This is a genomic window from Streptomyces sp. NPDC091281 (assembly GCF_044757425.1).
Classification (GTDB): domain Bacteria; phylum Actinomycetota; class Actinomycetes; order Streptomycetales; family Streptomycetaceae; genus Streptomyces.
Genome location: NZ_JBIVUY010000010.1, coordinates 158,098 through 183,228 on the forward strand (window position 1 = coordinate 158,098; position 25,131 = coordinate 183,228).

The window sequence follows — 25,131 nt, forward strand, 5'->3', positions numbered from 1 at the left end:
GGCCGCCCCCGCCGGTGCCCCGCCACGGCCCTGCCGCTGCCCTCCCGGGGTCGTGCCGCGCCGTGCTGCGCTTCTGCCCTCCGTGCGGCTACCGCTCGAACCTGTATCCCATTCCCGGCTCGGTGATGAAGTGCCGTGGATGGGAGGGGTCGGCCTCCAGCTTTCTTCGCAGTTGCGCCATGTACACCCGCAGGTAGTTGGTCTCCGTGCCGTACGACGGTCCCCAGACTTCCTGGAGCAGTTGCTTCTGGCTGACCAGGCGGCCGGTGTTGCGGACCAGGACTTCCAGCAGGTGCCATTCGGTGGGGGTCAGCCGGACGTCGCGGCCGTCCCGGTTGACCTTCTTGGCGACCAGGTCGACGGTGAAGCCGTCGGTCTCCACCAGGACCTCGTCCTCGCCGCCGCCCGCCGGTTCGGCCCGGCGGACGGCCGCCCGCAGCCGGGCCAGCAGTTCGTCCATGCCGAAGGGCTTGGTCACGTAGTCGTCGGCGCCCGCGTCGAGTGCCTCGACCTTCTCGTCCGAGGAGTGCCGGGCGGACAGCACCAGGATCGGCACCCTGGTCCAGCCGCGCAGCCCCTTGATCACCTCGACGCCGTCCATGTCGGGCAGTCCCAGATCCAGGACGACCACGTCCGGGTGACGGGCGGCGGCGAGCTGGAGCGCGGTGGCGCCGTCGTGGGCGGCGTCGACCTCGTACTTGCGGGCCTTGAGGTTGATCACGAGCGCGCGCACGATCTGCGGCTCGTCGTCGATCACGAGCACCCTGGTGGCGCTCGGCTGCGGGGCCGCCCCGGTCGGGGTCATGAGGCCTGCCTTTCAGGTCGTGCGGGGTGCTGCGGGGGCGTGGCGCCGGAGGCGCGGGAGCCGGGACTCCCGCCGGTCGCCTCGCCCTCGGCCGCTGCCCCCGTGGACGGGTCCGCCGACGAGTCCTCGGGCGGCAGCGGACCCGCCGGCTCCGCTCCCGCCGCCGGGACGGTCAGCACCATCGTCAGTCCGCCGCCCGGGGTGTCCTCGGCGGTCAGCGTGCCGGACATGGCCTCGGCGAAGCCGCGCGCTACCGCGAGGCCCAGTCCGACCCCGGCGCCCCGGGGAGCGTCACCGTACCGCTGGAAGGGCGCGAAGATCTTCTCCTTCGCCGCGTCGGGGACGCCCGGCCCCCGGTCCACGACCCGCACCTCGACGCGGTCGGCGAGCGCGCTGGCCGCGACGAATACCGGGACGCCCTGCGGGCTGTACTTGACGGCGTTCTCCACCAGGTTGGCCACCGACCGCTCCAGCAGACCGGCGTCCACGGCGACCATGGGCAGGGTCTCGGGGATGTCCAGCTCCACGCTGTCCTCGGGGACCCCGCCCAGCGCCATCGGCACGACCTCGTCCACGTCGATCTCCCGGATGATCGGGGTGACCGTGCCGGTCTGGAGCCGGGACATGTCGAGGAGGTTCCCCACCAGGTGGTCGAGGCGGTCGGCGCCGTCCTCGATGGCCTCCAGCAGCTCGGCCTCGTCCTCGGGCGACCACTCCACGTCGTCGGAGCGCAGGGAGGACACCGACGCCTTGATCCCGGCCAGCGGGGTGCGCAGGTCGTGGCTGACGGCGGCGAGCAGGGCGGTGCGTATCCGGTTGCCCTCGGCGAGGGCGCGTGCCTGCTCGGCCTCCGCCTGGAGGCGGCGCCGGTCCAGCACGACCGCCGCCTGGGCGGCGAACGCGGCCAGCACCCGCCGGTCCTCGGCGGGCAGCACCCGGCCGGTCAGGGCGAGGGCGAGGTGGTCCCCGACGGGTACGTCCACGTCGGCGTCCTCGGGCCGCCCGACCGGGGGGCCGACACCGACCCGGCCCGCGCAGGCCCAGGGGCCCCGGTCGCCCTGCCGTTCCAGCAGGGCCGCCGACTCCATGCCGAAGATCTCGCGGACCCGGTCGAGCAGCGCCTCCAGGCTGGTCTCGCCTCTGAGCACGTTGCCCGCGAGGTAGGAGAGGATCTCCGACTCGGCGCGCAGTCTCGCCGCCTGGTGGGTGCGCCGGGCGGCGAGGTCCACCACGGACGCGACGGACACCGCGACCCCGACGAAGATCACGATGGCGACGAGGTTCTTCGGGTCGGCGATCGTCCAGTGGTGCACGGGCGGTGTGTAGAAGTAGTTCAGGAGCAGCGACCCGAGGGCGGCCGAGGCGAGCGCCGGGAGCAGCCCGCCGAGCAGAGCGGCCGCCACGGTGACCGTCAGGAACAGCAGCACGTCGTTGGCGAGGCCGAGGTGGACGGTGCTGAGGAGCAGCGCCATCAGCACGGGTCCGGCCAGGCCGACCGCCCAGCCCCAGACGATGCGGGCCCGCCCGAGGCGGGCGCCCCGGGCCACCGGGAGGCCCCGCCCCTTGGCGACCTCGTCGTGGGTGACGATGTGCACGTCGAGGTCCGGTCCCGACTCGCGGGCGACGGTGGCGCCGACGCCCGGCCCGAACACGTACTGCCAGGCCTTGCGGCGGGAGGAGCCCAGGATGATCTGGGTGGCGTTGGCTCCGCGGGCGAAGTCGAGCAGCGCGGCCGGTATGTCGTCGCCGACGACGTGGTGGAAGGTGCCGCCGAGGTCCTCGACCAGGGTGCGCTGGACGGCCAGCTCCTTGGGTGAGGCGGCGGTGAGTCCGTCGCTGCGCGCTATGTAGACGGCGAGGACCTCGCCGCCCGCGCCCTTCTCGGCCAGTCGGGCCGCCCGCCGGATGAGGGTGCGCCCCTCGGGACCGCCGGTCAGTCCGACCACGATGCGTTCGCGGGAGCCCCAGATCGCGGAGACGCGGTGCTCGGTGCGGTACTGCTTCAGGTAGGCGTCGACCCGGTCGGCGACCCACAGCAGCGCCAGCTCGCGCAGGGCGGTGAGGTTGCCCGGCCGGAAGTAGTTGGACAGGGCGGCGTCCACCTTGTCGGGGGCGTAGATGTTGCCGTGGGCCATGCGGCGGCGCAGGGCCTCCGGTGACATGTCGACCAGCTCGATCTGGTCGGCGCGGCGGACGAACTCGTCCGGGACGGTCTCCTGCTGCCGGACCCCGGTGATCTTCTCGACGACGTCGCCGAGGGACTCCAGGTGCTGGATGTTGACGGTGGACAGGACGTCGATGCCGGCCGCGAGCAGGTCCTCCACGTCCTGCCAGCGTTTGGCGTTGCGGGAGCCCGGGACGTTGGTGTGGGCCAGTTCGTCCACCAGGGCGACCTGGGGGCGGCGGGCGAGGACCGCGTCGACGTCCATCTCGGTGAAGGAGCCGCCGCGGTACTCCAGGGTGCGGCGCGGAACCTCCTCCAGGCCGTGCAGCATCACCTCGGTGCGGGGCCTGCCGTGGTGCTCGACGAAGCCCACCACGCAGTCCGTGCCCCGCTCCACCCGGCGGTGGGCCTCGGAGAGCATGGCGTAGGTCTTGCCCACGCCCGGGGCCGCGCCGAGGTGGATTCGAAGCTTGCCGCGTGCCATGGCCTCATTGTCTTCCCGTGACTGCTGTGTACGCAGCGTCGACCCTACGACCGGGGGCGGGGACAAAGAGGACGAGAGGGAGGGCCCGGGGCGCCTTTGACGCAACCCTGACGCGGTGGGTCCCGACGGCGGGTGTCCGCAGGTCGTCCCGGCCATGGGCCCTCCCCCTCGCTCGTGCCGAAGTGCTTCCTTCTCACCCCTTCATCGGACGGGCCCCCTCGATCGGTTCACACCGGCACGGACTTTCTCGGCTCGGGCCTCCTCGGCTTACGCCACACTTCCCTGGCTCAAGCCACACTTGCCCGGCTCACGCCGTGCACGCCGGTTCACACCGTGCTGTCCCCGTGGGTCAGCGTCTCCCAGGCGACGAAGAGGTTGTTGGTGCCGGACGGGCGGTTCTGCTGGGTGAGCGTCTGGGTGTTGGTCATCGCGATGCCGAGGCGGTTGTGCAGGGCGTTGTAGCCGACCTCGGTGATCGGGCCGAGGCCGAGGGTGAGGGAGCCGCCGCAGAGCCAGCCGGGCACGGCGGTGCCGAGCTGGTACTTGGCGTGGAAGCCGAGCCCGTGGCGCAGCCGCTCGCCGACGTCGGTGCCGTAGAGGTCCTGGCCCTGGATGCGGCTGGTCTCGGCGATGTGGGAGATCGCGGAGAGGCCGTACCCGGTGTGGGTGAAGTCGCGGCAGGTCTCCTGGCTGATGCCGTCGACGAAGGTGGACTGGCCCTGCCAGTACGAGACGATCTTGTCGCGGGTGTTGAGGTTCTGGCTGGGGACGGTCTTGGGCAGGGCGCCGTCGGAGGCGAGGTAGACGTAGGCGGCGGTGCGGGTGCGGAACCGGGCCATGGCGCGGTCGTAGGCGGACTTGTCCTCCAGGAAGACCGCGATGCCGACGGCGGCCTCCATCATCGACAGTTCCCAGTTGCCGTTGGAGTTGGAGCCGTTGATGACCTTCGGCAGGTAGACGTCGCGCAGCATGGTGGAGAAGCGGCCGGAGTTGGCCCAGCTCCCGGTGTACGTGTACTTGATGATCTCGGCGGCCTTGGGCCAGGAGGAGCCGGCCCAGCCGGTCTGGAGCGGGGCATTGCTGTTGGTGTGGTCGCGGATCGTCGCGGACCAGGCGTCCATGAGCTGGATCGACTTGCGCGCGTACCGCTCGTCGCGGGTGATGTACCAGGCCAGGGCCGTGGTGTAGGCGGCGATCGCGTCCTCGCGCTCGTCGGTGCAGCCGTTGTTGGGGTTGGAGTAGGAGCCGCACTCCACGACCGCGCGGGGCTTGGGGGTGCGGTTGAGATCGGCGTACTTGCTGGCGAGCATCCGGTCGTAGGCGCCCTTCCACGGCTGGGCGCCCGCGTTGACGCGGCCCCGCGTGAAGTCGAGCTGGGCCCGGGAGACGGTGACGCCGGGGTGGACGAAGGTGGCGGGGGCGGCTTCCGCGCGGGTGACCGCGGGGGCGGCGAGGGTGCCCAGGAGCAGGGCGGTGACGGTCACCAGGAGGGGGGTTCGACGCACAGCGACTCCGTTCTCGTTCTTGTATGTGAACACAGAGCGCCCTTATGAATGAGGCGTTGAGCGGAGACCGTAGGTACAGACCAATCCGGCGTCAAGAGGCCGCGCAGCGCGAAGGGCCGTACCCCGAGGGGGGTACGGCCCTTTCGTGCCTGGTCGGCCGCGCCTCACGGACGGCCGGATTCCGGGTCGTTCAGCGGACCTCGGTGATCTCCGGTCCGCGCTGGAGCTGGCCCATGCCGCCGGAGAAGCGGGAGCCCGCCTCCTCGGTCTGCACGCCCTCGGGAACCATCTGGGCGTCGTTGGGCAGCTTCAGGACGATCGGGTCGCGCGGGGCCATCGGGCCCTCGCCGCGGACCACGACCGTGTCGCGGAAGATCTGCTCCAGCAGCCCGGCGGCCTGCGGCTGCACCGCGCCCTGTCCCGAGATCACCCCGCGCAGGAACCAGCGGGGGCCGTCCACGCCGACGAACCGCACGACGTGGAAGCCGCCCGTGCCGTCCGGGAGCTGGACGGGCACCTGGGCCCGCAGTTCCCAGCCCAGCGGGCCCTCGACCTCGTCGATGATGCCACCCTGCTGGGTGATGCCGGAGCCGATCTCCTCGCGCACCTCGCCCCAGATGCCCTCGCGCTTGGGAGCGGCGAAGGCCTGGAGCTGGATGGCGCTGTCGCGCAGCACGACGGTGGCCGCGACGATCGCGTCGCCCGCGACCTCGACCCGCAGCTCCATGCCGTCGACTCCGGGCACGAAGATGCCGCCCAGGTCCACGCGGCCCTCGGCGGGGTCGCGCACCTCGGTGCTGTCCCAGGGCCCGTCGGGCCGCGGCTCCGGTTCGAGCCGTACGCGCTCGCGCGTGCCCTCGGTGTCGTCCGCCTCAGTGTCGACGCTGTCGACGACCTGCTCGGCCTCGCCGGCCGCGTCCTCGGCGGCACCCTTCTTGTTGCGACGTCCGAACACGTCACTGTCCTTCCCGGTCGGATACGACCGAAGCGTATCGATTCCCACCCGTCGCGCCGCCCACGGCGGCCTGACCGTTTGTGCCGCTTCCGGCGCCCACGGCGGCATGGCCACCGGTGGACCCGAAGCCCCCCTCGGCCCGTGCCGAGCCGGGAAGTTCCGCGACCTCCTGGAAGCGGACCCTCTCGACCTGCTGGACAACCAGTTGGGCAATCCGGTCGAAGCGCTCGAACCGCACGGACTCGCGCGGGTCGAGATTCACCACGATCACCTTGATCTCCCCACGGTACCCGGCATCAACCGTCCCCGGGGCATTCACGAGGGCGACGCCGCAGCGGGCGGCCAGCCCCGACCGGGGATGCACGAAGGCCGCGTACCCCTCGGGGAGGGCGATCGACACCCCCGTGGGCAGCACGGCCCGCTCCCCCGGCGCCAGTTCCCGGCTCTCGGTGGTCCGCAGATCGGCGCCCGCGTCCCCGGGCTGCGCGTACGTCGGAAGCGGTACGTCCGGATCGACGCGGCGGATCAGCACGGGCAGCGGCTCGCGCGCCGCGAAGGGCGCGGCGGGGCGGGCGGGGGGCTCGGCGGTCACGGGTTCACCTCGAAGGCGCGGGTACGGCGGATCTGGTCGGGGTCGCTCATCGCGGCCTTGATCTCCTCCTCGCGGCCGTGGCTCACGAAGTGCTCGACGGCGACCTCGACGAAGAGCGCGTCGGCGCGGACGGCCACGGGGCCCCGCGGTCCGCCGATCCGGCCGGTGGCGGTCGAGTAGATCTTGCGTCCGGCGACCGCTGTGACCTCGGCGGCGAGGTGCAGCGTCGTGCCGACCGGTACGGGCCGCACGAAGTCCGTCTCCAGCCGCCCGGTGACGGCGATGGTGCGCAGCAGCCAGTTCAGGGAGCCGAGGGTCTCGTCGAGCGCGGCGGCCAGGACGCCGCCGTGGGCGAGGCCGGGTGCCCCCTGGTGGGCGGGCTGGACGGTGAACTCGGCGGTGACGGTCACGCCCTCCCCGGCACGCGACTCCAGATGCAGCCCGTGGGGCTGTTCTCCGCCACATCCGAAACAGTGTTCGTAGTGGGCGCCGAGCGGCTCGCCGGGGGCGGGTGCGTCGGGGTGCCGGGCCGGTTTCACGGCGTCGGCCGGAGGCTCAAGAGCTGCGGAAGTACGACTCACAGCGGGAGACCTTACCCGCCCGCCCTGTGGCCGCCGCCACCTCGTCGGAGGGCGTCGCGCGCACCGCTCCGGAGGGCGTCGTACGCGGGCCGACCCTGGCCCCCGCGGTACCGGGGCAGCGTGCCAAGCTTGGACGTATGCAGCTCTCCGCCGGCCCGTACGAAGAACGTCTCACCGCGCCCCGTTCATGGTGGCTGATCTCGTTCCTCGTGGGCGTCTCGTTCGCCCTGATCCTGCTGCCCTTCGGCACGCTGCCGCTGCTGGGCGGCCTGGTCGGCGGCACCGCCGTGGCGGCCGTGGCCGCCAGTGCCTACGGCTCCCTGCGCATCCGTGTCGTCGGTGACGCCCTGATCGCGGGCGAGGCGAAGATCCCGGTGGCGGCGCTGGGCGAGGCCGAGGTGCTGGACGCGGAGGAGGCGCGCGCCTGGCGCACGTACAAGGCCGACACCCGGGCCTTCCTGCTGCTGCGCTCCTACATCCCGACCGCGCTGCGGGTCGAGGTCACCGACCCGGCGGACCCGACGCCGTACCTGTACCTGTCGACGCGTGAGCCCGAGCGGCTGGCCGAGGCGCTGCGCGCGGCGCGGGAGAGCACGGCGGCGCAGGCGGAGTCGTAGTCCGCCCGAAGGTCGCTTCCCCCGCTCTCGGCTTTCGGGTCAGTGACCGGGGTCCGGGAAGTGCTCGCCCGTGGGCAGCGGCAGCGGGTCGTCAGGTTTCTCCAGCGGGGGCTGCGCGGGCAGCGCGTCCCACGGCACCTGGAGCTTGCGGAGGTCGTTCCTGACCTTCCCGGCGAGCTTCTTGGTGTCGCGGCGGTTCATCATCGCGCCGACGGCGGCGCCCACCAGGAACGGCATCAGGTTCGGCAGGTCGCGGACCATGCGCTTCATGATCTGCTGCCGCAGCTCGCGCTTCATCTGGCCGCCGAGGGCGGCGTTGATCGAGGCGGGCTTGAGGACGTCCACGCCCCGCTCGCCCGACCAGGAGCGCAGATACGCGGTGCTGCGTTCGACGAGGTTGCCCGCGGGCCGTACGCCGTAGACCTCGTGGAGTTCGGCGATCAGCTTCAGTTCGATCGCGGCGACGCCGGTGATCTCCGCGGCGATCTCGGCGGGCATCGCCGGTGGCACGGGCAGCATGGCCGCCGCGCCGACGCCCGCGCCGACCGTGGAGGTGGCGTTGGCCGCGCCCGCGACGAGTTTGTCGGCGAGCTGCTCCGGTCCGAGGCCGGGGAACTGCCGACGGAGCGTCGCCAGGTCCCGGACGGGCACCCGGGGCGCCATCTCGATGATCCGGTCGGCGAGATGCGCGACGCCCGCCCTGGCGCGGCTGCCGCCCTTGCGGACGCCTTCCCGGGCCAGGTCGACGGCCTTGTCGCGGATCACCGCGGCCCGTCGCCGCGCGACGGGCGCGGCGACCGGCGCCGGGAGGTCACCCCGGCCACCCGCTTCGAGCGAGGCCGATCCCCCGGGGAGTTCTCCCCGAGCGGATGAGCCCCGCTCGTCGTCACGCACGCCGTGAGGGCCTTCGGAGGGCCCCTTGTCCGCTCCCAGGGGGAAGCGGCGCTTCCGGGGAGGGGTCGAGCCAGTCACGGCCGACCCGCCCTCAGTCGCAGTCGCGGCAGATCGGCTGGCCGTTCTTCTCGCGGGCCAGCTGGCTGCGGTGGTGGACCAGGAAGCAGCTCATGCAAGTGAACTCGTCCTGCTGCTTCGGCAGGACCCGGACGGCAAGCTCCTCGTTGGAGAGGTCTGCTCCGGGAAGCTCCAGGCCCTCCGCGGCCTCGAACTCGTCGACGTCCACGGCCGAGGCGGACTTGTCGTTCCGCCGGGCCTTCAGCTCCTCAAGACTGTCCGAGTCGACGTCGTCATCGGTCTTGCGTGGGGTGTCGTAATCGGTTGCCATTTCGCCTCTCCCCCTCTGGGTTTTTGCGGTGTCTCCAGCGCACGTAACGCGTGAGAGGCCGGACTTGTGCCCGCCTCGAGGCGGAGATTTTGCCTCACATCAAGGTCTGTTACTCAATCGACACCCAACCGGGGTCCTCACAGGTGATCGGGTTGGGCGGCGATCGGGACCGTACACGGTCCGAATGTCGCACTCCAAAGGCGCCTCACCGTGTACTTCCCGTGATCAGGACCCCCGAAAACCCGGAGCTTCCGGGCTTTCCGACGGCATTCATGATCACGGAGAGTGGATGGCTGGAAATTCGCCCTTGTGATCGATCACACATGGAGGTGCTCGGTCCGAGCCCTGAAAATTCCGCGCAAAGCGAACATCCCCGTGTGTGTCGGCGACATGATCTCAGAGAGGAAGGGTGACTCGCATCACGAGTCCTCCTCCCTCACGCGGCTGGGCCACGATATGCCCCCCGTGCGCCCGCGCCACCGACCGCACGATCGACAGCCCGAGCCCGACCCCCTTGTCACTGCCCGTCCGCTCCGTGCGCAGTCGCCGGAAGGGCTCGAAAAGATTGTCGATCTCGTACGCCGGGACGACCGGACCGGTGTTGGACACCACCAGGACCGCCTGGCCGTGCTGGATCTCGGTGGAGACCTCGACCCAGCCGTCCTCCGGCACGTTGTACCGCACGGCGTTCTGGAGGAGGTTCAGGGCGATGCGCTCCAGCAGGACGCCGTTGCCCTGGACGACTGCGGTCTCGCGCTTACCGCGGATCTCCACGCCCTTCGTCTCGGCCTCGCCGTTCACCTGGTCGACGGCCTGTCCGGCGACCTCCGCGAGGTCGACCGGCTTGCGCTCGACGATCTGGTTGTCGCTGCGCGCGAGGAGCAGCAGGCCCTCCACGAGCTGCTCGCTGCGCTCGTTGGTCGCCAGCAGCGTCTTGCCGAGCTGCTGGAGCTCCACCGGCGCCTCCGGGTCGGAGAGGTGCACCTCCAGGAGGGTCCGGTTGATCGCCAGCGGGGTGCGCAGCTCGTGCGAGGCGTTGCCGACGAACCGCTGCTGGGCGGTGAACGCGCGCTGGAGCCGCTCCAGCATGTCGTCGAAGGTGTCGGCCAGCTCCTTCAGCTCGTCGTCCGGCCCGTCCAGCTCGATCCGGCGGGAGAGGTCGGAGCCGGCCACGGAGCGCGCGATGCGCAGGATGCGGCCGAGCGGGGAGAGCACCCGGCCCGCCATGGCGTAGCCGAACGCGAAGGCGATCACGGCGAGCCCGAGGAGGGCCAGCAGCGAACGGCTCAGCAGGTCGTCCAGCGCGTGCTGGCGCTGCTGGCTGGCGCACTCGGCCATCGCCCGGTTCAGCTCGGTGGCCGTCGGCGAGCTGGGGAAGTTGCAGCTGTCGCTGGCTACCTGACCGGCGAGGATCCTGAACGGCAGCTCACTGCCGACGTTCAGGGCGTTCGCCGCGAGCAGGTAGATGATCGACAGCAGCAGGATGCCCGCGATGAGGAACATGCCGCCGTACAGCAGGGTGAGCCGTATGCGGATGGTCGGGCGGAGCCACGGGAACGGGGTCTGGGGCCTTCTGGGGTCCCAGGTCGGCTTGGGGGGCGCCTGGGGCGGCGCGGGGGTGGTGGCCACGGGTCAGATCCGGTAGCCGGAACCGGGGACGGTGACGATCACCGGCGGTTCGCCGAGCTTGCGGCGCAGGGTCATGACGGTGACCCGGACGACGTTGGTGAAGGGGTCGGTGTTCTCGTCCCAGGCCTTCTCCAGAAGCTGTTCGGCGGAGACGACGGCGCCCTCGCTGCGCATCAGGACCTCCAGGACGGCGAACTCCTTGGGGGCGAGCTGCACCTCCTTGCCGTCGCGGAACACCTCGCGGCGGTTGGGGTCGAGCTTGATGCCGGCGCGCTCCAGGACGGGCGGCAGCGGCACGCTGGTGCGGCGGCCGAGGGCGCGCACGCGCGCGATCAGCTCGCTGAAGGCGAACGGCTTGGGGAGATAGTCGTCGGCGCCGATCTCCAGTCCCTCGACGCGGTCGCTGACGTCGCCGGAGGCCGTGAGCATCAGCACGCGCGTGGGCATGCCGAGTTCGACGATCTTGCGGCAGACGTCGTCGCCGTGCACGAGGGGCAGGTCGCGGTCCAGGACGACCACGTCGTAGTCGTTGACGCCGATGCGTTCCAGGGCGGCCGCGCCGTCGTACACGACGTCGACGGCCATGGCCTCCCGGCGCAGTCCGGTGGCCACCGCATCGGCGAGCAGCTGCTCGTCCTCGACGACGAGTACGCGCACGTCGCTTGTCCTTCCTGTGTCCACCCGCTGTCCACCCGCGCGAGCGCTCGGTGGGCGCACGCGGGCAGGGGGGTTTCCGGTGAGTGTGTGTCTCCATCCTGCCCTTTTCGGCCGTAAGTCGGCGGTAAGACGACGGTGGGGCCCCTGAGAGACGGGTGTGAGACCCGGGAATGCCAGATTTTCTCGCCGGGTTGAGGTTTCTGAGGAAGAGAGCGGGGGGAGGACGGCTTTACACCCCGCGATCACGCTCTGCATGTGCCGCAGCACCATGCGGCACGTCACCTTCCGTTTGCCGCGGAGCGGGCGTGGGTGTCCGGCACCGTCGCCGCCCGGCCAGGGCAGCGCTGGGCACCCGCAAGAGACGTGATCGCCCCTTCCCAACCGGCACACCCCCGTGCCAACGACCCACGACCCAGGACGAGGGGGCGCAGCATGGACGCATTCACCGCAGGACTTCTGCAGCGCATAAGGGCGACCGAGACGGATCTGACGCGGGCTCGCGACGAGGGAGACGACTTCCTCGCCGAGGTGGAGCAGGCGGAACTCGACGACCTGCGGCGCCTCGCCGCCGAGCACGGCGTGGAGGTCGGCGCGACCAGCGTCTGAGCGGTTCGACGCACGACGGACGAGCGGTCCGAGCACTTTCCCGTACGCGCTTCTCCCGTACGACGCAGGGGCCCCGGCGAATCCAGCGCCGGGGCCTCCGCGCGTTCCCGGTCCCCAGGGGCGGGCGGTCGGGCGGGGTCAGTCGTGCCAGGCGCCGAAGTCCTCCAGGAGCCGCTGGAGGGGCTGGAAGACGCCGGGGGTGGCGGCGACCGTCAGCGCGTACGCGGGGCGCTCACCGGGGCGTCCACCGGTCAGGGCGCCCGCCTGCCGGGCGATGAGGTCGCCCGCCGCGAGGTCCCACGGGTGCAGTCCGCGCTCGTAGTAGCCGTCGAGGCGGCCGGCGGCCACGTCGCAGAGGTCCACGGCCGCGGAGCCGCCGCGCCGGATGTCCCGCAGCAGGGGGATCAGTCGTTGGGCCACGTCGGCCTGGTGGGTGCGGACGTCGGTGACGTAGTTGAAGCCGGTGGAGACCAGGGCCTGGTCGAGGGGGGCCGGGGGTCGGCAGGCGAGCGCGCGCTCGCCGTCCCGGTCGGCGGTGAGCCACGCGCCGCCGCCGCGGACCGCGCGGTAGGTCTCGCCGCGCATCGGTACGGCCACCACGCCGACGACGGTCTCGCCGTCCTGCTCGGCGGCGATGGAGACGGCCCAGGTGGGCAGGCCGTAGAGGTAGTTGACGGTGCCGTCCAGGGGGTCGATGACCCAGCGGACGCCGCTGGTGCCCTCGCTGGAGGCGCCCTCCTCGCCGAGGAAGCCGTCGTCGGGGCGCCGGTCGGAGATCAGGCCGGTGATCAGCTTCTCGGCCGCGATGTCCATCTCGGTGACGACGTCGATCGGGCTCGACTTGGTGGCGGCGACGGCCAGGTCGGCCGGGCGGCCGTCGCGCAGCAGTTCGCCCGCCCGGCGGGCGGCCTCCTCGGCCAGGGCGAGCAGGTCGGTGTGCAGGGGGTCGGTCACGGCGCTCCTCACGCGTACGGGCTGTCGACGCCCGCGGCGGCGGGCCGGGGGGCACGGGACGGGCAGCAGCCGACCGGGCACAGGTCGTGACTCGCGCCGAGGGAGCCCAGCGCGCAGGGCGTGACGTCCCGTCCGCTCTCGCCGGCGGCGCGTTCCAGGACCAGTTCGCGGATCGCGGCGGCGAAGCGCGGGTCGGCGCCGACGGTGGCGGAGCGGCGGACCGGCAGGCCCAGTTCGGCCGCGCGGGCGGTGGCCTCCGTGTCGAGGTCGTAGAGGACCTCCATGTGGTCGGAGACGAAGCCGATGGGGGCCATCACGACGGCCGGGGCACCGGCCGCGTGCCGCTCGTCCAGGTGGTCGCAGATGTCGGGCTCCAGCCAGGGGATGTGCGGGGCTCCGGAGCGGGACTGGTAGACGAGCTGCCAGGGGCGGTCGACGCCGGTGCGGGCGCGGACCGCGTCGGCGACCAGGCGGGCCACCTCCAGGTGCTGGGCGACGTAGGCGCCGCCGTCCCCGTGGTCGGCGGGGGTGCCGGAGGTGTCGGCGGCGGCCGTGGGGATGGAGTGGGTGGTGAAGGCGATCTGGGCGCCGTCGCGGACGTCCTCGGGGAGGTCGGCCAGGGAGCGGACCACGCCGTCGATCATCGGCTCCAGGAAGCCCGGGTGGTTGAAGTAGTGCCGCAGCTTGTCGACCTTCGGCACCGGCAGGCCCTCGGCCTCCAGGGCGGCCAGGGCGTCGGCGAGGTTCTCGCGGTACTGGCGGCAGCCGGAGTAGGAGGCGTACGCGCTGGTGGCGAGGACGAGGACGCGGCGGCGCCCGTCGGCGGTCATCTCGCGCAGGGTGTCCGTGAGGTAGGGCGCCCAGTTGCGGTTTCCCCAGTAGACCGGGAGGTCGAGGCCGTGGTCGGCGAAGTCCTTGCGCAGGGCGTCCAGCAGGGCGCGGTTCTGGTCGTTGATGGGGCTGACCCCGCCGAACAGGAAGTAGTGCTGACCGACTTCCTTGAGGCGTTCCTTGGGGATGCCGCGTCCCCGTGTCACGTTCTCCAGGAACGGGACCACGTCGTCCGGGCCCTCGGGGCCGCCGAAGGAGAGCAGGAGCAGGGCGTCGTAGGGGGTGGCATCGAGCGCGTCTGGCATACCTCCGATCCTGCCACCCGCCGCCCCCCCCCCCCCCCGCGCCCCCCCCCCGGGGGGGGGGGGGGGGGGGGGGGCCCCCCCCCCCCCCCCCCCCCCCCCCCCCCGCGCGCCCGGGGGGGGGGGGGGGGGTGGGGGGGGCCCCCCCCCCCGGCCCAGGCGGCGAGGGCGAGGAGCGCGCCGACGGCGGCCCGGCCGCCGGCCCCCCCCCCCCCCGCCCCCCCCGCCGCCCCCCCCCCCGCCCCCCCCCGGGGGGGTGGGGGAGGGGGGCGTCGGCGGCCCCTCATGTCCCGCGCGTCCCGCGCGCGTGGCCTGTACCGACCGGTGCGTTAGGGTTTGCCGACTCGTAAGCTGTATGGGTGCGTGTCACGCCTTACGGGCCCGCCGCGCACGCACCATGCCCCACCGAGCCCCCTCAGGACCCGCGCCCGCCCGCGCCCGCAGGGCTCGCAGAACCGCCGCAGGACCCCGCAGAACCTTCTGTACAGCCCAGTACAGCCCCTCGCGCCGCGCCGAGCCGTCGTACGCGCGCGTACGACCGGATCATCGGAGACCGCCGTGCCCAGCCCCTACCGCGCCCTGTTCGACGCCCCCGGCTCCAAGGGGTTCTCCGCCGCGGGCTTCATCGGCCGGATGCCGCTGTCGATGATGGGCATCGGCGTGGTGACGATGATCTCCCAGCTGACCGGGCGCTACGGCCTCGCGGGCGCGCTGTCCGCGACCATCGCGCTGTCGGCGGCGGTGCTCGGGCCGCAGATCTCCCGCCTGGTGGACCGGCTCGGGCAGCGCCGGGTGCTGCGTCCCGCGACCCTGGTGGCGCTCGCCGCGGGGGCCCTGCTGCTCCTGACCGCGCACTTCGGGTGGCCGGACTGGGTGCTGTTCGTGAGCGCGGCCGGGATCGGGGCGGTGCCCTCGCTGGGCGCGATGGTCCGGGCCCGGTGGGCGGCGCTGTACCGGGGCACCCCGCAACTGCACACCGCGTACTCCTTCGAGTCGGTGGTGGACGAGGTCTGCTTCATCTTCGGGCCGATCCTCTCCATCGGTCTGTCCACGGCCTGGTTCCCGGAGGCGGGGCCGCTGCTGGCGGCCGGGTTCCTGGCGGTCGGGGTCTTCTGGCTGACCGCGCAGCGCGCCACCGAGCCGGAACCCCACCCGCGCGCGCGGACGCGCGGTGACAGCGCGCTGCGCTCGCCGGGGCTCCAGGTGCTGGTGGCCACGTTCGCGGCGACCGGGACGATCTTCGGGGCCGTGGACGTGGTCACGGTGGCCTTCGCCGACGAGGAGGGCCGCAAGACGGCGGCGAGCCTGGTGCTGGCCCTCTACGCGGCGGGCTCGTGCGCGGCCGGGCTCGTCTTCGGCCTGCTGCGGCTCAAGGGTTCGGCGGAGCGGCGCTGGCTGCTGGGCGTGGTCATGATGGCCGTGAGTATGATCCCCCTCCTACTGGTCGGAAACTTGCCGTTTCTGGCCGTGGCGCTCTTCGTCGCGGGTCTCGCCATCGCTCCCACGATGATCACCACGATGTCCCTCATCGAAGAGCACGTACCACGCGCGCAGCTCACCGAGGGCATGACCTGGGTGAGCACCGGGCTCGCGGTCGGCATCGCGCTCGGCTCCTCGATCTCCGGGTGGGTCATCGACGCGGCCGGCGCGCGGGCGGGGTACGGGGTCCCGGCGGTGGCCGGGGCCGTCGCGGTCGCGGTCGGTTTCCTGGGGTACCGCCGGCTCAGCAGGCCGGCTCCGGGTCGGGGAGGCACCGTTGGGCAGCACAGCGAGCGGGAAGAACGGCACGTGGCGTAACTGGGGCGGCACGGTCTCCGCGCGTCCCGCGCGGGAGGTCACGCCCGCCTCCGTCGAGGAGCTGTCCGCGGCCGTGCGCCGGGCCGCCGAGGACGGTCTGACGGTCAAGGCGGTCGGTACGGGGCACTCGTTCACGTCGATCGCCGCGACGGACGGTGTGTTGATCCGCCCTCAACTGTTGACCGGGATCCGTGACATCGACCGGGAGTCCATGACGGTCACGGTGGAGGCGGGGACCCCGCTCAAGAGACTCAACCTGGCGCTGGCGCGCGAGGGGCTGTCGCTCACCAACATGGGCGACATCATGGAGCAGACGGTGTCCGGGGCGACCAGCACCGGCACCCACGGCACCGGCCGGGAGTCGGCGTCCATCGCCGCGCAGATCAAGGGCCTGGAACTGGTCACCGCGGACGGGTCGGTCCTGAACTGTTCGGAGAAGGAGAACCCGGAGGTCTTCGCGGCGGCCCGGATCGGCCTCGGCGCCCTGGGGATCGTCACCGCGCTCACCTTCGCCGTGGAACCGCTGTTCCTGCTCACCGCGCGCGAGGAGCCGATGCCTCTGGACCAGGTGCTCGCCGACTTCGACGCGCTGTGGGCGGAGAACGAGCACTTCGAGTTCTACTGGTTCCCGCACACCGGCAGCACCAACACCAAACGCAACAACCGCAGCGCGGGCCCCCGCAAGCCGGTGGGGCAGGTGGCGGGCTGGTTCGAGGACGAGTTCCTCTCCAACGGCGTGTTCCAGGCCGCACAGTGGGCCGGGCGCGCGGTGCCCCGTACGATCCCCGCGATCGCCAAGGTCTCCAGCCGGGCCCTGTCCGCGCGCACGTACACGGACATCCCCTACCGGGTCTACACCTCGCCGCGTCGGGTGCGGTTCGTGGAGATGGAGTACGCGGTGCCGCGCGCGGCGGTGACCGGGGCGCTGCGGGAGTTGCGGGCGATGGTCGAACGCTCTCCGCTGCGGATCAGCTTCCCGGTCGAGGTGCGCACCGCGCCCGCCGACGACATCACCCTGTCCACGGCCTCGGGCCGCGACACCGCGTACATCGCCGTCCACATGGTCAAGGGGACGCCCTACCAGGGGTACTTCACCGCCGCCGAGCGGATCTTCACCGCGCACGAGGGGCGGCCCCACTGGGGCAAGATCCACACCCGGGACGCGGAGTACTTCGCCGGGGTCTACCCGCGCTTCGCCGAGTTCACGGCGCTGCGGGACCGGCTGGACCCCGATCGGCTGTTCCAGAACGACTATCTGCGGAGGGTGCTGGGGGCGTAGCCGTCCCGCCGGGCGCGCGCGAGGTGCCGTCACCGCCGCTCCCGGCGTCGCCGCTCGCGCTCGGCGCGGGTGTCGGTTCCGTCGTACCGCTCGGGGTGCCGGGGTCGGCGGGGTCGCGGGACTCCGTGCCGCCGTCGTCGGCGCCGGACGAGGGCGGCGGCGTGGACGGGGACGGGCCGCCGGTGTCCGACGGGTCCTCCGACGAGGTCGAGGGCGACGGGGAGGCCGGTGCCGGGTCGGTGCCGCCGGAGGACGGTTCGCCGTCCCGGTCGGGGTCGCGGTCGGTCGATCCGCCGGACGAGGAGGGCGTGTTGTGCCCGGTGAGGGCGTCGCGGACGGTGGTGCCGGTGCCGCCGCCGAAGCTGCTCCCGGAGGCCAGCTCGTAGGTGGTGATGCCTGCCAGGGTGACGCCGAAGACGACGGCCGCCGCGGTCAGGGGCCGCCGTCGGCCCCGCACCCGCGCGCGGTGCACGGTCCCCGCGGAGTACGCGCCCGGTGGGGACGCGGTCGCCATGGTCGGCGCCGGGGTGGCCGCCGGCCGGTCTCGGCCGCGGGACCGGGAGGGGGGCCGCGCGCCTGGCGCCGTCCCCGATCGTGCCCCGGACGGGGCGCCCGCGTCGCGGAGTTGCTCGCCCGTGCGGCTGAACACGTGCTGGAAGACGGTGCCGCCGCAGGTGGCGACGACGCTCACCAGCCCCGCGCCGAGGATCGTCCCGTAGACACCGAAGTACGAGGCGAGTTTGGCGGCCACCACGGCGGCGACCGCGGCGCCCGCGACCTGAGGGACGCTCAGGTCGATCCGCGCGCGCTCCTTCGTCCCGTCCGTGGACTCCTCCTTCACCTCCTCTCCCCCGCTCGACTCCGCACCGACGTCCGGCTGTTCACGCATACCGGGGCCTTGCCTGCCTTTCCCGTACTTGATCGACTTCCGGGATCTGATCCCTCATCCGTACGAGAAGGGGACGTACGGGCGAAATCGATAGTTCCGATTACGGCGGTTACGTGAAGTACGCCACTTTCAAGATCGTCGAAATCGCCTGCCGGACCGCCAAGTCGCACCTGGCGGCAGAAGTTGGGCGGCGCGCCAATCCACGCACGTGGCCCGAATGGAGTACTGTTGCGAGCCCTGGGTCCGGTCTCCCATCAGGGCGTCCGGAGCCTTTGCTGGACCGCCAGGAGGGGCTAGTTGCACAGGGTGACGACATCGGTCACTCAGCGTGGCGAATAAGTAACCGTGCCATAACGGCGATCAAGGGCTCGTGCCCGACACGCCGGGCAACTCGGCAAGGTTGTGGCAGGCTGCACCCGGGCAGGCCACACTCGACTAGCGGAAGCAGCGACGCACGTGACGTCGGCAGGCACCACCCGGGAGGTCCCCATGCCCGAACTGCGTGTCGTGGCCGTCTCGAATGACGGCACACGGCTGGTGCTGAAGGCTGCGGACAGCACGGAGTACACCCTTCCGATTGACGAGCGGCTGCGCGCCGCCGTCCGCGGTGACCGTCCCCGCCTCGGCCAGATCGAGATCGAGGTGGAGAGCCATCTCCGCCCCCGCGACATCCAGGCACGTATACGCGCGGGCGCGACGGCGGAAGAGGTCGCCCAGATGGCGGGCATCCCCGTCGACCGCGTACGCCGCTTCGAGGGCCCGGTGCTGGCCGAGCGCGCGTTCATGGCCGAGCGCGCGCGCAAGACGCCCGTCCGGCGGCCCGGGGAGAACGCCGGGCCGCAGCTCGGTGAGGCCGTGCAGGAGCGGCTGACGCTGCGCGGCGCCGAGAAGGAGACCGTCCAGTGGGACTCCTGGCGCCGGGACGACGGCACCTGGGAGGTCCTGCTCGTCTACCTGGTCGCGGGCGAACCGCACTCGGCGAGCTGGACGTACGATCCGCCGCGCCGTCTCGTCCAGGCCGTCGACGACGAGGCGCGCTCACTGATCGGCGAGTCCGACGACCTCGCCGCGCCCGAGCCCAGCTTCCCGTTCGTGCCGCGCATCGCACGGCTGCCGCGCGACCGGGGCATGGACCGCGCGCTCGACCGGCCGAGCCTGCCCGCCGCGCCCGACCCGGCCGAGGAGAGCGGTGCCGAACGCGAACGGGACTCGCTGACCAGCCTGTTGGAGGCGGTGCCGAGCTTCCGCGGCGACATGGTCGTCCCCGACCTGCCCGTCGAGGAGCCGGAGGAGCCCGGCGAGGAGCCGGAGGCGGAGGAGCCGCCCGCGCCCGCCGCGTCCGCCGGATCGGCCTACGCCGACGTCCTGATGCCGCGTTCCGTCGGCAGCCACCGGGACCGGCTCGTCGGGTCCACGGACCGTCAGGCCGAGGCCGACGGCGTCCGCCCCGGACGCCGGGCCGCGGTGCCGAGCTGGGACGAGATCGTCTTCGGCACACGGCGCAAGAAGCAGGAGTAGGCAGGCACAGGAGCGACGACGAAGCGGCCGCACCCCGGCGAAAGGGTGCGGCCGTTTCGCGCTGCCCGCTTCGGGCTGCGCCGCGTGGTCGTGCGTCACCCCGCGCGCGCCCACGTCGCGCACGGGTCACGCGCGTGTGGGGTGTTACCGGGGGTCGGGGCCGACGGCGACCGGGCGGGACGGGTCCGAGGACCACTCCGACCAGGAACCGACGTACAGCGCCGCCGGGATGCCCGCCACGGCCAGCGCCAGGACCTCGTGGGCGCCGGAGACGCCCGAACCGCAGTACACGCCCACCTCGGTGCCGTCCGCCGCGCCGAGCCCCTTGAAGCGGTCCCGCAGGTCGGCGGCGGGCAGGAAGCGGCCCGCGGCGTCGACGTTCCCCGTCGTGGGCGCGGAGACCGCGCCCGGGATGTGCCCGCCGACCCGGTCGATCGGCTCGACCTCGCCCCGGTAACGCTCCCCCGCGCGCGCGTCGAACAGCACGCCCGAGCGGGCCAGCGCCGCCGCCGCGTCCGCGTCGAGCAGGCCCGACGCGCCCGGCCGGGGCTCGAAGTCGCCCGCCGCGGGCGCCGGCACGTCCGTCGCGAGGTCGCCGGTCCAGCCCGGCAGACCGCCGTCGAGGACCCGTACGTCCGGGTGGCCGGTCCAGCGCAGCAGCCACCAGGCGCGCGCCGCCCCCCAGCCCTGCCCGCCGTCGTACACGACGACCGGACGGTCCGCCGAGACGCCCGCGCGGCGCATCGCGGCGCCGAACTCCTCCAGGTCGGGCAGCGGATGACGGCCCGCGTCGCCCGCGGTGCCCGCCAGTTCGCGGTCGAGGTCGACGTAGACGGCGCCGGGGACATGGCCGGACGCGTACGCGGCCCTGCCGTCGAACGGCGGTTCGCCCGCCGCCTTCGCCACGCTGAGCTGCCAGCGGACGTCCAGGACGACCGGCGGGGCGTCCCCCGTCAGCGCGGTCGCGAGTTCCGGTGCGGAGATGATGGCGTTCATGGGGACCATCCTCGCGCACGGGGTGGCCCCGGTGCCCGGGTACGGCTACTGTGCTCCGCCGGACGGCCCGATGACACGGCGTACCGGCACGGGCACGTGGCGTGCGCGCGAGCGACGCCCCGGTCGGCGCGCGGGTGCGCGCCCCCGGCCGACCGGCGTGCGGAAGCGACGCGGACCCCCGCGCGGGGACCGGAAGAGAGTGACGATGACCGAGGCACCCGGAGCGGCCGGTCCCCACGGCGGGGCGCACCCGCGGTACGCGCCCGGTACACCCTGCTGGGTGAGTCTGATGGTGAGGGAGTTGACGGCCGCGCAGGACTTCTACGGCGCCCTGTTCGGCTGGGAGTTCCAGCTCGGCCCGTACGTGCGCGCGCTGCTCGACGGGCGGCCGGTCGCCGGGCTCGGGCAGGCGCCCGCCGACCGGCGGCTGCCCGTCGCCTGGACGCCGTACCTGGCCTCCGACCGGGTGGACACGACCGCGGAGACGGTGCGTCTGTGCGGCGGGACCATCGGGGTCGGCCCGCTGGACGCCGCCGAGGCGGGGCGGCTCGCCCTCGGCTCCGACCCGTCCGGCGCCCTGTTCGGCATCTGGGAGGCCGCCGACCATCCGGGCTTCGGCGTGACGGGCGTACCGGGCGCGCCCGCCTGGCACGAGCTGGTGACCGGCACGTCGGCGGGCGTGGTCCGCTTCTACGAGACGGTGTTCGGTCACGCGGGCGAGGCCGACGGCGCTCCGGGCGTGGACCATGTCACCCTGCGCGTCGGCGGGCGGCCCGTGGCCGGTGTCCGGGGCGCGGGGGACGCGCTGTCGGTGGAGCGGGGCGCGCACTGGACGACGTACTTCGAGGTCGCCGACCCGGACGTGGCGCACGCGCGCGTCACGGAACTCGGCGGGCGCGCCCTCGGCCCCGTCCACGACGGGCCGCACGGGCGGGTCGTGGAGGCCGCGGACCCGGAGGGCGCGCGCTTCACGCTCGTCCGGCGCCCACGCTGAGCGGCACGCCCCGGCGGACCGCCTCGGCGGGGCCGAGCAGGGCGCCGCGCGCGAACGCCTCCTCGAACGCACGGTCGCCCAGGGCCCGCCGGGCCGCCGACTCCACACGGTCGACGTCGCCGCGCTCGGCGGGCGGCAGCGGGGCGTCCACACTGCGGCGGGCCGCGTCGGCGGCACCCAGCAGCAGGGCGGCGCAGGCAGCGGCGCAGACGGCGGGGCGGTCGGCGCTGGTGGGGGTGCCGGTCGAGGCGGGGACCGGGGCGGGGCGCAGGAGGGACGCGCCCGCGAGGCCCTCCAGGGAGAGGGCGAGCGCGCGCGGTTCGTCGAGCGAGCGGGCGACCGCCAGGCCGCGCAGATGCTGGTCCCGGCAGGTGTCGGCGTCGCCGCGCAGCTCCGCGAGGAAGCCCAGTTCGGCGTGGAGGAGATGGTCGCCCGCCTGGGAGGACACGTCGGCCCAGCCGTCCCGGATGCGGTGCAGATGCGCCTCGGCCGCCGCCAGGTCGCCCGCGCGGCGGGCGCCGAGGGCCAGTCCCATCTCGGCGTGGATCTCGCCGTACGTGTATCCCTGGGCGGCGGCGCGGGCGCGGGCCTGTTCGTGCAGCTCGCGCGCGCGGTCGAAGTCGTGGGCCAGCAGGGCGAGCCGTCCGAGGCCGGACAGCCGGGCCGACACCTCGGCCTCCAGGCCCAGTTCGCGGGCCATGGCGAGCCCTTCGTGCTGGCGGCGGGCGGCGTCGGCGTAGTCGCCCTTGATCTCGGCGAGCGCGGCCAGCGGGGAGACCGTCTGGAGTGCGCCCCAGCGGTCGCCGAGGCGGTGGAAGGCCGCCGCGCTGCGCCGTCCGTCGCGGCCGAGCCGGGCCAGGTCCCCGCGGACCAGGGCGAGGGCGGCGCGCAGCCCCAGCGCGGCGGCCGTGCCCCACTCCTCGTCCGCCTCGGTGAACAGGGCCAGTGCCTGGGCGTCGAGGCGTTCGCCGGTCGCGGTGTCGCCCGCGCTGAACCGGCCGTAGGCGCAGAGCCAGAGGGCGCGGGCCCGGCGCACGGGGTCGGGGACCTCCGGGGCGCGGGACGTGGCGGAGCCGTCGGGCAGGCCGCCGGTGAGGAGGGTGAACGCCTCGTGCAGCAGGGCCAGTTCGGGGTCGCGCCGGTCGGTGGCGGTCCGTACGGCGGCCAGGGCGCGGCGGCCCTCGGTGAGGCGTCCGCGCAGGAGCCACCACCAGGCGAGGGCGGTGGCGAGGCGGACGGCGGGGGACGCGTCCTCGTGCGGGGCGTCCTCGTGGGGGGCGTCGGGGGGTGGGTCGGTGGCGCGGCGGACGGCCTCGTCGAGGGCGGCGCGGAGGTTGCCGGACTCGGCGTCCAGGCGGGTCAGCCAGGCGCGTTGGGCGGCGCCGCGCAGCAGGGGGTCGGCGTGTTCGGCGAGCGCCAGGTAGTGGCGCAGGTGCCGGTCGCGGACGGCGGCCAGGTCGGCCATCTCGTCGAGCCGTTCGGTGGCGTAGGCGGCGACGGACTCCATCAGCCGGTAGCGGCGGCCCGCCGGGCCGTCCACCACGACGACGAGGGAGCGGTCCACGAGCCGGGTCACCAGGTCGAGGACCTCGTCGCGGTGGACGCCGTCGCCCGCGCAGGTGGCCTCGGCGGCGGCCAGGTCGCAGCCGTCGGCGTGCACCGCGAGGCGGCGCAGCACGATCCGCTCGGGGGCCGTGAGCAGTTCCCAGCTCCAGTCGATGACGGCGCGCAGGGTGCGCTGCCGGGCGGGCGCGCCGCGCCGCCGGGTGTCCAGCAGCCGGAAGCGGTCGCCGAGCCGGTCCGCCAACTCCCGTACGCCCAGGGTTCGTACGCGGGTGGCGGCCAGTTCGAGTGCGAGAGGAATGCCGTCGAGGCGGCGGCAGATCTCGGCCACGGCCGCGCGGTCGGCGGGGACGGCGTCCAGGTCGGCGGGGAAGGCGGGGTCGTGGGCGGCGGCCCGCGCGGCGAACAGCCGTACGGCGGCGTCCTCGCCGAGCGGTTCGACGGGGAACACGGTCTCGCCGGGCAGGCCGAGCGGTTCCTGGCTGGTGGCCAGGACGCGGAGCCGGGGCGCGGTGCGCAGCAGCAGGTCGGCGAGTTCGGCCGCGGCGTCCACGACGTGCTCGCAGTTGTCGAGGACGAGGAGGGCGGGCCGGTCGCGCAGGGCGGCGGCGAGGCGGTGGACCGGCGAGGCGGGGCCCGCGCACGTGCCGGTGCCCGGGGGGCCGCCGGGGGTGTCGTCCCGGATGCCGAGCGCGCCCGCGACGATCTGGGCCAGGTCGGCGGCGGTGCCGCCGCGGACGCCCGCGAACTCCACGAGCCGTACCGTGCCCGTCGGTTCGGCGGCCTCACGGGCGGCCGCGGCGACGGCCAGGCGCGTCTTGCCGACCCCGCCCGCGCCGGTGAGGGTCACCAGGCGATGCCCGCGCAGGAGGCGGGTCACCTCGGTCAGGGCTTCGGCGCGGCCGACGAGGTCGGTGAGGGGGGTGGGGAGGTGGGCGGGGGTTCCGGGTGGGGGGAGGGGGGTGTCGGCGGGGGCAGTGGGGGTGGTGGTCGGCGGGGCGGGAGACGTGGCTGGCGGGGTGGTGGTGTCGGCAGCGGACGTGGGGGCGTCGGCAGCGGACGTGGGGGCGTCCGGGAGGGGGCCACTGGCGTGGAGCGAGGTGTCCGGAAGGGGGCTGTGCGGAAGGGGGCTGTCCGGAGAGGGGTCGGCTGCAATGGGCGGGTGTGCGGGGGCGGTTCCGGTCGTCGTGAGGGGGGTGACGGTCGGGGTGGCCGGGTCGCCGGTCGGGGTCCTTCGCGTCGGGGTGGCCGGTGCTGGGGGGTCCGGGTGGGTGAGGGCGGGGTCCTGGCGGAGGACGGCTAGGTGGAGGGCGGCGACGGCGGGGCCGGGGTCGACGCCGAGGTCGTCGGCGAGCCGGGCGCGCAGGTCCGCGTACGTGGCGAGGGCGTCGCTCTGCCGTCCCGCGAGGTACAGGGCACGCATCTGCACCGCGCGGAGGCGTTCGCGCAGCGGGTGCCGGTCGACCAGGGCGGTGAGTTCGCCCGCGAGGAGGAGGTGGTCACCGGCCAGGAGGCGGGCCTCGGCCTGCTCCTCCTGGACGGACAGCCGCTGTTCGGCCAGGCGGCGGGCCTCGGGCCGGACGAACTCCTCGTCGGCGAAGTCGGCGTACGCGTTCCCCCGCCACAGCCCCAGGGCCTCGGTGAGCAGCGCGGCCCGCGCGCGCGGGTCGGGCGCGGTGCGGGCCTCGGCGGCGAGGGCGCGGAACCGGTCGGCGTCGGTCCGCGCGGGGCCGCCGTCGTGGCGCAGCCGGTAGCCGGGCGGCTGGCGGACGACCCGGTCCCGGCCGAGGACGCGGCGCAGTTGGGAGACCTTGGCCTGGAGGGCGGCCACGGGCCGGGTGGGCGGGCGGTCGCCCCACAGGTCGCGCACCAGCCGGTCGGTGGAGACGGGCCCGCCGTCGTGGACGAGCAGGTCGGCCAGGAGCGCCCGGACCTTGGCCTCGGGAACGGTGACCACCGCGCCGTCGTCGTCCCACACCACGAGCGGTCCCAGCACCCCGAAACGCATTCGGTCACCGTACACCGGGCTCCGGTCCGTCAACTCGCCCTTCCGCGGCGGCTGTCCGGTTGGCGACGCCTCGCGGGCGGCCTCCGCGGGCCGTGCCCGGACGGGCGCCCGAAGGGTTCCCGA

Annotated in this window: 21 protein-coding genes; 6 read left to right on the top strand and 15 right to left on the bottom strand. The window is 73.8% G+C overall.

The window, feature by feature from the left end; genetic code table 11:
* Positions 1-88: 88 nt before the first annotated feature.
* The 6 genes from ACIQPQ_RS25190 to ACIQPQ_RS25215 all read right to left on the bottom strand — a co-directional run bounded on the left by ACIQPQ_RS25190 (position 89) and on the right by ACIQPQ_RS25215 (position 7,086).
* A complete protein-coding gene (locus ACIQPQ_RS25190; RefSeq protein ID WP_383771882.1) occupies positions 89-805 on the bottom strand; it encodes a response regulator in 717 nt (238 codons plus the stop codon).
* Positions 802-3,453, bottom strand: coding sequence for a DUF4118 domain-containing protein (locus tag ACIQPQ_RS25195; RefSeq protein WP_401307525.1), 2,652 nt, complete (start codon positions 3,451-3,453; stop codon positions 802-804). Before ACIQPQ_RS25195 ends, ACIQPQ_RS25190 begins: the two co-directional genes overlap by 4 nt.
* Before the next feature lie 326 nt (positions 3,454-3,779).
* A complete protein-coding gene (locus ACIQPQ_RS25200) occupies positions 3,780-4,958 on the bottom strand; it encodes an alginate lyase family protein (RefSeq protein WP_383771878.1) in 1,179 nt (392 codons plus the stop codon).
* Positions 4,959-5,148: 190 nt separating this feature from the next.
* The gene (locus tag ACIQPQ_RS25205) at positions 5,149-5,913 is read right to left on the bottom strand and encodes a DUF3710 domain-containing protein (RefSeq protein ID WP_383771876.1); all 765 of its coding nucleotides are present in this window, start codon (positions 5,911-5,913) and stop codon (positions 5,149-5,151) included.
* A 1-nt stretch (position 5,914) separates the two neighbouring features.
* Positions 5,915-6,505 (bottom strand): dUTP diphosphatase, encoded by a 591-nt coding sequence (gene dut, locus ACIQPQ_RS25210; RefSeq protein ID WP_401307529.1) that lies wholly within the window; start codon positions 6,503-6,505, stop codon positions 5,915-5,917.
* On the bottom strand, positions 6,502-7,086 hold the full coding sequence (locus ACIQPQ_RS25215; protein WP_383771872.1) for a PaaI family thioesterase: 585 nt from the start codon (positions 7,084-7,086) through the stop codon (positions 6,502-6,504). The genes dut and ACIQPQ_RS25215 overlap by 4 nt, the downstream gene beginning before the upstream one ends.
* Before the next feature lie 137 nt (positions 7,087-7,223).
* On the opposite strand from ACIQPQ_RS25215, the gene ACIQPQ_RS25220 reads away from it, so the two are divergent.
* Positions 7,224-7,703: a DUF3093 domain-containing protein gene (locus ACIQPQ_RS25220; RefSeq protein WP_401307532.1), complete on the top strand. Its 480-nt coding sequence runs from the start codon at positions 7,224-7,226 to the stop codon at positions 7,701-7,703.
* Between the two features lie 39 nt (positions 7,704-7,742).
* Here the strand turns inward: ACIQPQ_RS25220 and ACIQPQ_RS25225 are convergent, their stop codons facing one another.
* From ACIQPQ_RS25225 to ACIQPQ_RS25240, 4 genes are all read right to left on the bottom strand, one after another.
* Entirely contained in the window at positions 7,743-8,675 is a 933-nt protein-coding gene (locus tag ACIQPQ_RS25225; protein ID WP_401307535.1) for a hypothetical protein, read from the bottom strand.
* Positions 8,676-8,688: 13 nt separating this feature from the next.
* The gene (locus ACIQPQ_RS25230) at positions 8,689-8,985 is read right to left on the bottom strand and encodes a DUF4193 domain-containing protein (RefSeq protein ID WP_003993510.1); all 297 of its coding nucleotides are present in this window, start codon (positions 8,983-8,985) and stop codon (positions 8,689-8,691) included.
* Between the two features lie 396 nt (positions 8,986-9,381).
* The gene (locus ACIQPQ_RS25235; protein WP_383771865.1) at positions 9,382-10,614 is read right to left on the bottom strand and encodes a sensor histidine kinase; all 1,233 of its coding nucleotides are present in this window, start codon (positions 10,612-10,614) and stop codon (positions 9,382-9,384) included.
* Between the two features lie 3 nt (positions 10,615-10,617).
* The gene (locus ACIQPQ_RS25240; RefSeq protein ID WP_003993508.1) at positions 10,618-11,271 is read right to left on the bottom strand and encodes a response regulator transcription factor; all 654 of its coding nucleotides are present in this window, start codon (positions 11,269-11,271) and stop codon (positions 10,618-10,620) included.
* Between the two features lie 432 nt (positions 11,272-11,703).
* On the opposite strand from ACIQPQ_RS25240, the gene ACIQPQ_RS25245 reads away from it, so the two are divergent.
* Positions 11,704-11,877 (top strand): hypothetical protein, encoded by a 174-nt coding sequence (locus ACIQPQ_RS25245; RefSeq protein ID WP_383771863.1) that lies wholly within the window; start codon positions 11,704-11,706, stop codon positions 11,875-11,877.
* 138 nt (positions 11,878-12,015) lie between these two features.
* Here ACIQPQ_RS25245 and ACIQPQ_RS25250 read toward each other — a convergent pair whose 3' ends face one another.
* Together ACIQPQ_RS25250 and ACIQPQ_RS25255 are read right to left on the bottom strand one after the other, a co-directional pair.
* A complete protein-coding gene (locus ACIQPQ_RS25250; RefSeq protein WP_401307540.1) occupies positions 12,016-12,831 on the bottom strand; it encodes an inositol monophosphatase family protein in 816 nt (271 codons plus the stop codon).
* 8 nt (positions 12,832-12,839) lie between these two features.
* Entirely contained in the window at positions 12,840-13,967 is a 1,128-nt protein-coding gene (locus tag ACIQPQ_RS25255) for a ferrochelatase (protein WP_401307543.1), read from the bottom strand.
* A 555-nt stretch (positions 13,968-14,522) separates the two neighbouring features.
* Between ACIQPQ_RS25255 and ACIQPQ_RS25260 the strand changes: the two genes are divergently transcribed.
* Positions 14,523-15,761, top strand: coding sequence for an MFS transporter (locus ACIQPQ_RS25260; RefSeq protein ID WP_401307545.1), 1,239 nt, complete (start codon positions 14,523-14,525; stop codon positions 15,759-15,761).
* On the top strand, positions 15,721-17,040 hold the full coding sequence (locus ACIQPQ_RS25265; protein WP_401307548.1) for a D-arabinono-1,4-lactone oxidase: 1,320 nt from the start codon (positions 15,721-15,723) through the stop codon (positions 17,038-17,040). The genes ACIQPQ_RS25260 and ACIQPQ_RS25265 overlap by 41 nt, the downstream gene beginning before the upstream one ends.
* Here the strand turns inward: ACIQPQ_RS25265 and ACIQPQ_RS25270 are convergent.
* Complete coding sequence (locus ACIQPQ_RS25270; RefSeq protein ID WP_401307551.1) at positions 16,964-17,929, bottom strand: hypothetical protein; 966 nt, start codon at positions 17,927-17,929, stop codon at positions 16,964-16,966. The genes ACIQPQ_RS25265 and ACIQPQ_RS25270 overlap by 77 nt on opposite strands.
* 489 nt (positions 17,930-18,418) lie before the next feature.
* Here ACIQPQ_RS25270 and sepH point away from each other — a divergent pair, with 489 nt between their 5' ends.
* Complete coding sequence (gene sepH, locus ACIQPQ_RS25275) at positions 18,419-19,447, top strand: septation protein SepH (protein WP_401307553.1); 1,029 nt, start codon at positions 18,419-18,421, stop codon at positions 19,445-19,447.
* A 144-nt stretch (positions 19,448-19,591) separates the two neighbouring features.
* Here the strand turns inward: sepH and ACIQPQ_RS25280 are convergent, their stop codons facing one another.
* On the bottom strand, positions 19,592-20,443 hold the full coding sequence (locus ACIQPQ_RS25280) for a sulfurtransferase (RefSeq protein WP_401307556.1): 852 nt from the start codon (positions 20,441-20,443) through the stop codon (positions 19,592-19,594).
* Positions 20,444-20,648: 205 nt separating this feature from the next.
* On the opposite strand from ACIQPQ_RS25280, the gene ACIQPQ_RS25285 reads away from it, so the two are divergent.
* Positions 20,649-21,437, top strand: a complete 789-nt coding sequence (locus ACIQPQ_RS25285) for a VOC family protein (RefSeq protein WP_401307559.1) — start codon at positions 20,649-20,651, stop codon at positions 21,435-21,437.
* On the opposite strand, the gene ACIQPQ_RS25290 is transcribed toward ACIQPQ_RS25285, so the two are convergent.
* On the bottom strand, positions 21,412-25,008 hold the full coding sequence (locus ACIQPQ_RS25290) for an AfsR/SARP family transcriptional regulator (RefSeq protein WP_401307562.1): 3,597 nt from the start codon (positions 25,006-25,008) through the stop codon (positions 21,412-21,414). The two genes, ACIQPQ_RS25285 and ACIQPQ_RS25290, sit on opposite strands and share 26 nt — an antisense overlap.
* Positions 25,009-25,131: the final 123 nt, after the last annotated feature.

Excerpts from the sequence above, each read along its gene's own strand:
- ACIQPQ_RS25190 (WP_383771882.1), bottom strand. The coding sequence starts at position 805 with ATGACCCCGACCGGGGCGGCCCCGCAGCCGAGCGCCACCAGGGTGCTC.
- ACIQPQ_RS25195 (WP_401307525.1), bottom strand. The coding sequence starts at position 3,453 with ATGGCACGCGGCAAGCTTCGAATCCACCTCGGCGCGGCCCCGGGCGTG.
- ACIQPQ_RS25220 (WP_401307532.1), top strand. The coding sequence starts at position 7,224 with ATGCAGCTCTCCGCCGGCCCGTACGAAGAACGTCTCACCGCGCCCCGT.
- ACIQPQ_RS25230 (WP_003993510.1), bottom strand. The coding sequence starts at position 8,985 with ATGGCAACCGATTACGACACCCCACGCAAGACCGATGACGACGTCGAC.
- ACIQPQ_RS25245 (WP_383771863.1), top strand. The coding sequence starts at position 11,704 with ATGGACGCATTCACCGCAGGACTTCTGCAGCGCATAAGGGCGACCGAG.
- ACIQPQ_RS25255 (WP_401307543.1), bottom strand. The coding sequence starts at position 13,967 with ATGCCAGACGCGCTCGATGCCACCCCCTACGACGCCCTGCTCCTGCTC.
- ACIQPQ_RS25270 (WP_401307551.1), bottom strand. The coding sequence starts at position 17,929 with ATGCGTGAACAGCCGGACGTCGGTGCGGAGTCGAGCGGGGGAGAGGAG.
- sepH (WP_401307553.1), top strand. The coding sequence starts at position 18,419 with ATGCCCGAACTGCGTGTCGTGGCCGTCTCGAATGACGGCACACGGCTG.
- ACIQPQ_RS25280 (WP_401307556.1), bottom strand. The coding sequence starts at position 20,443 with ATGAACGCCATCATCTCCGCACCGGAACTCGCGACCGCGCTGACGGGG.
- ACIQPQ_RS25285 (WP_401307559.1), top strand. The coding sequence starts at position 20,649 with ATGACCGAGGCACCCGGAGCGGCCGGTCCCCACGGCGGGGCGCACCCG.
- ACIQPQ_RS25290 (WP_401307562.1), bottom strand. The coding sequence starts at position 25,008 with ATGCGTTTCGGGGTGCTGGGACCGCTCGTGGTGTGGGACGACGACGGC.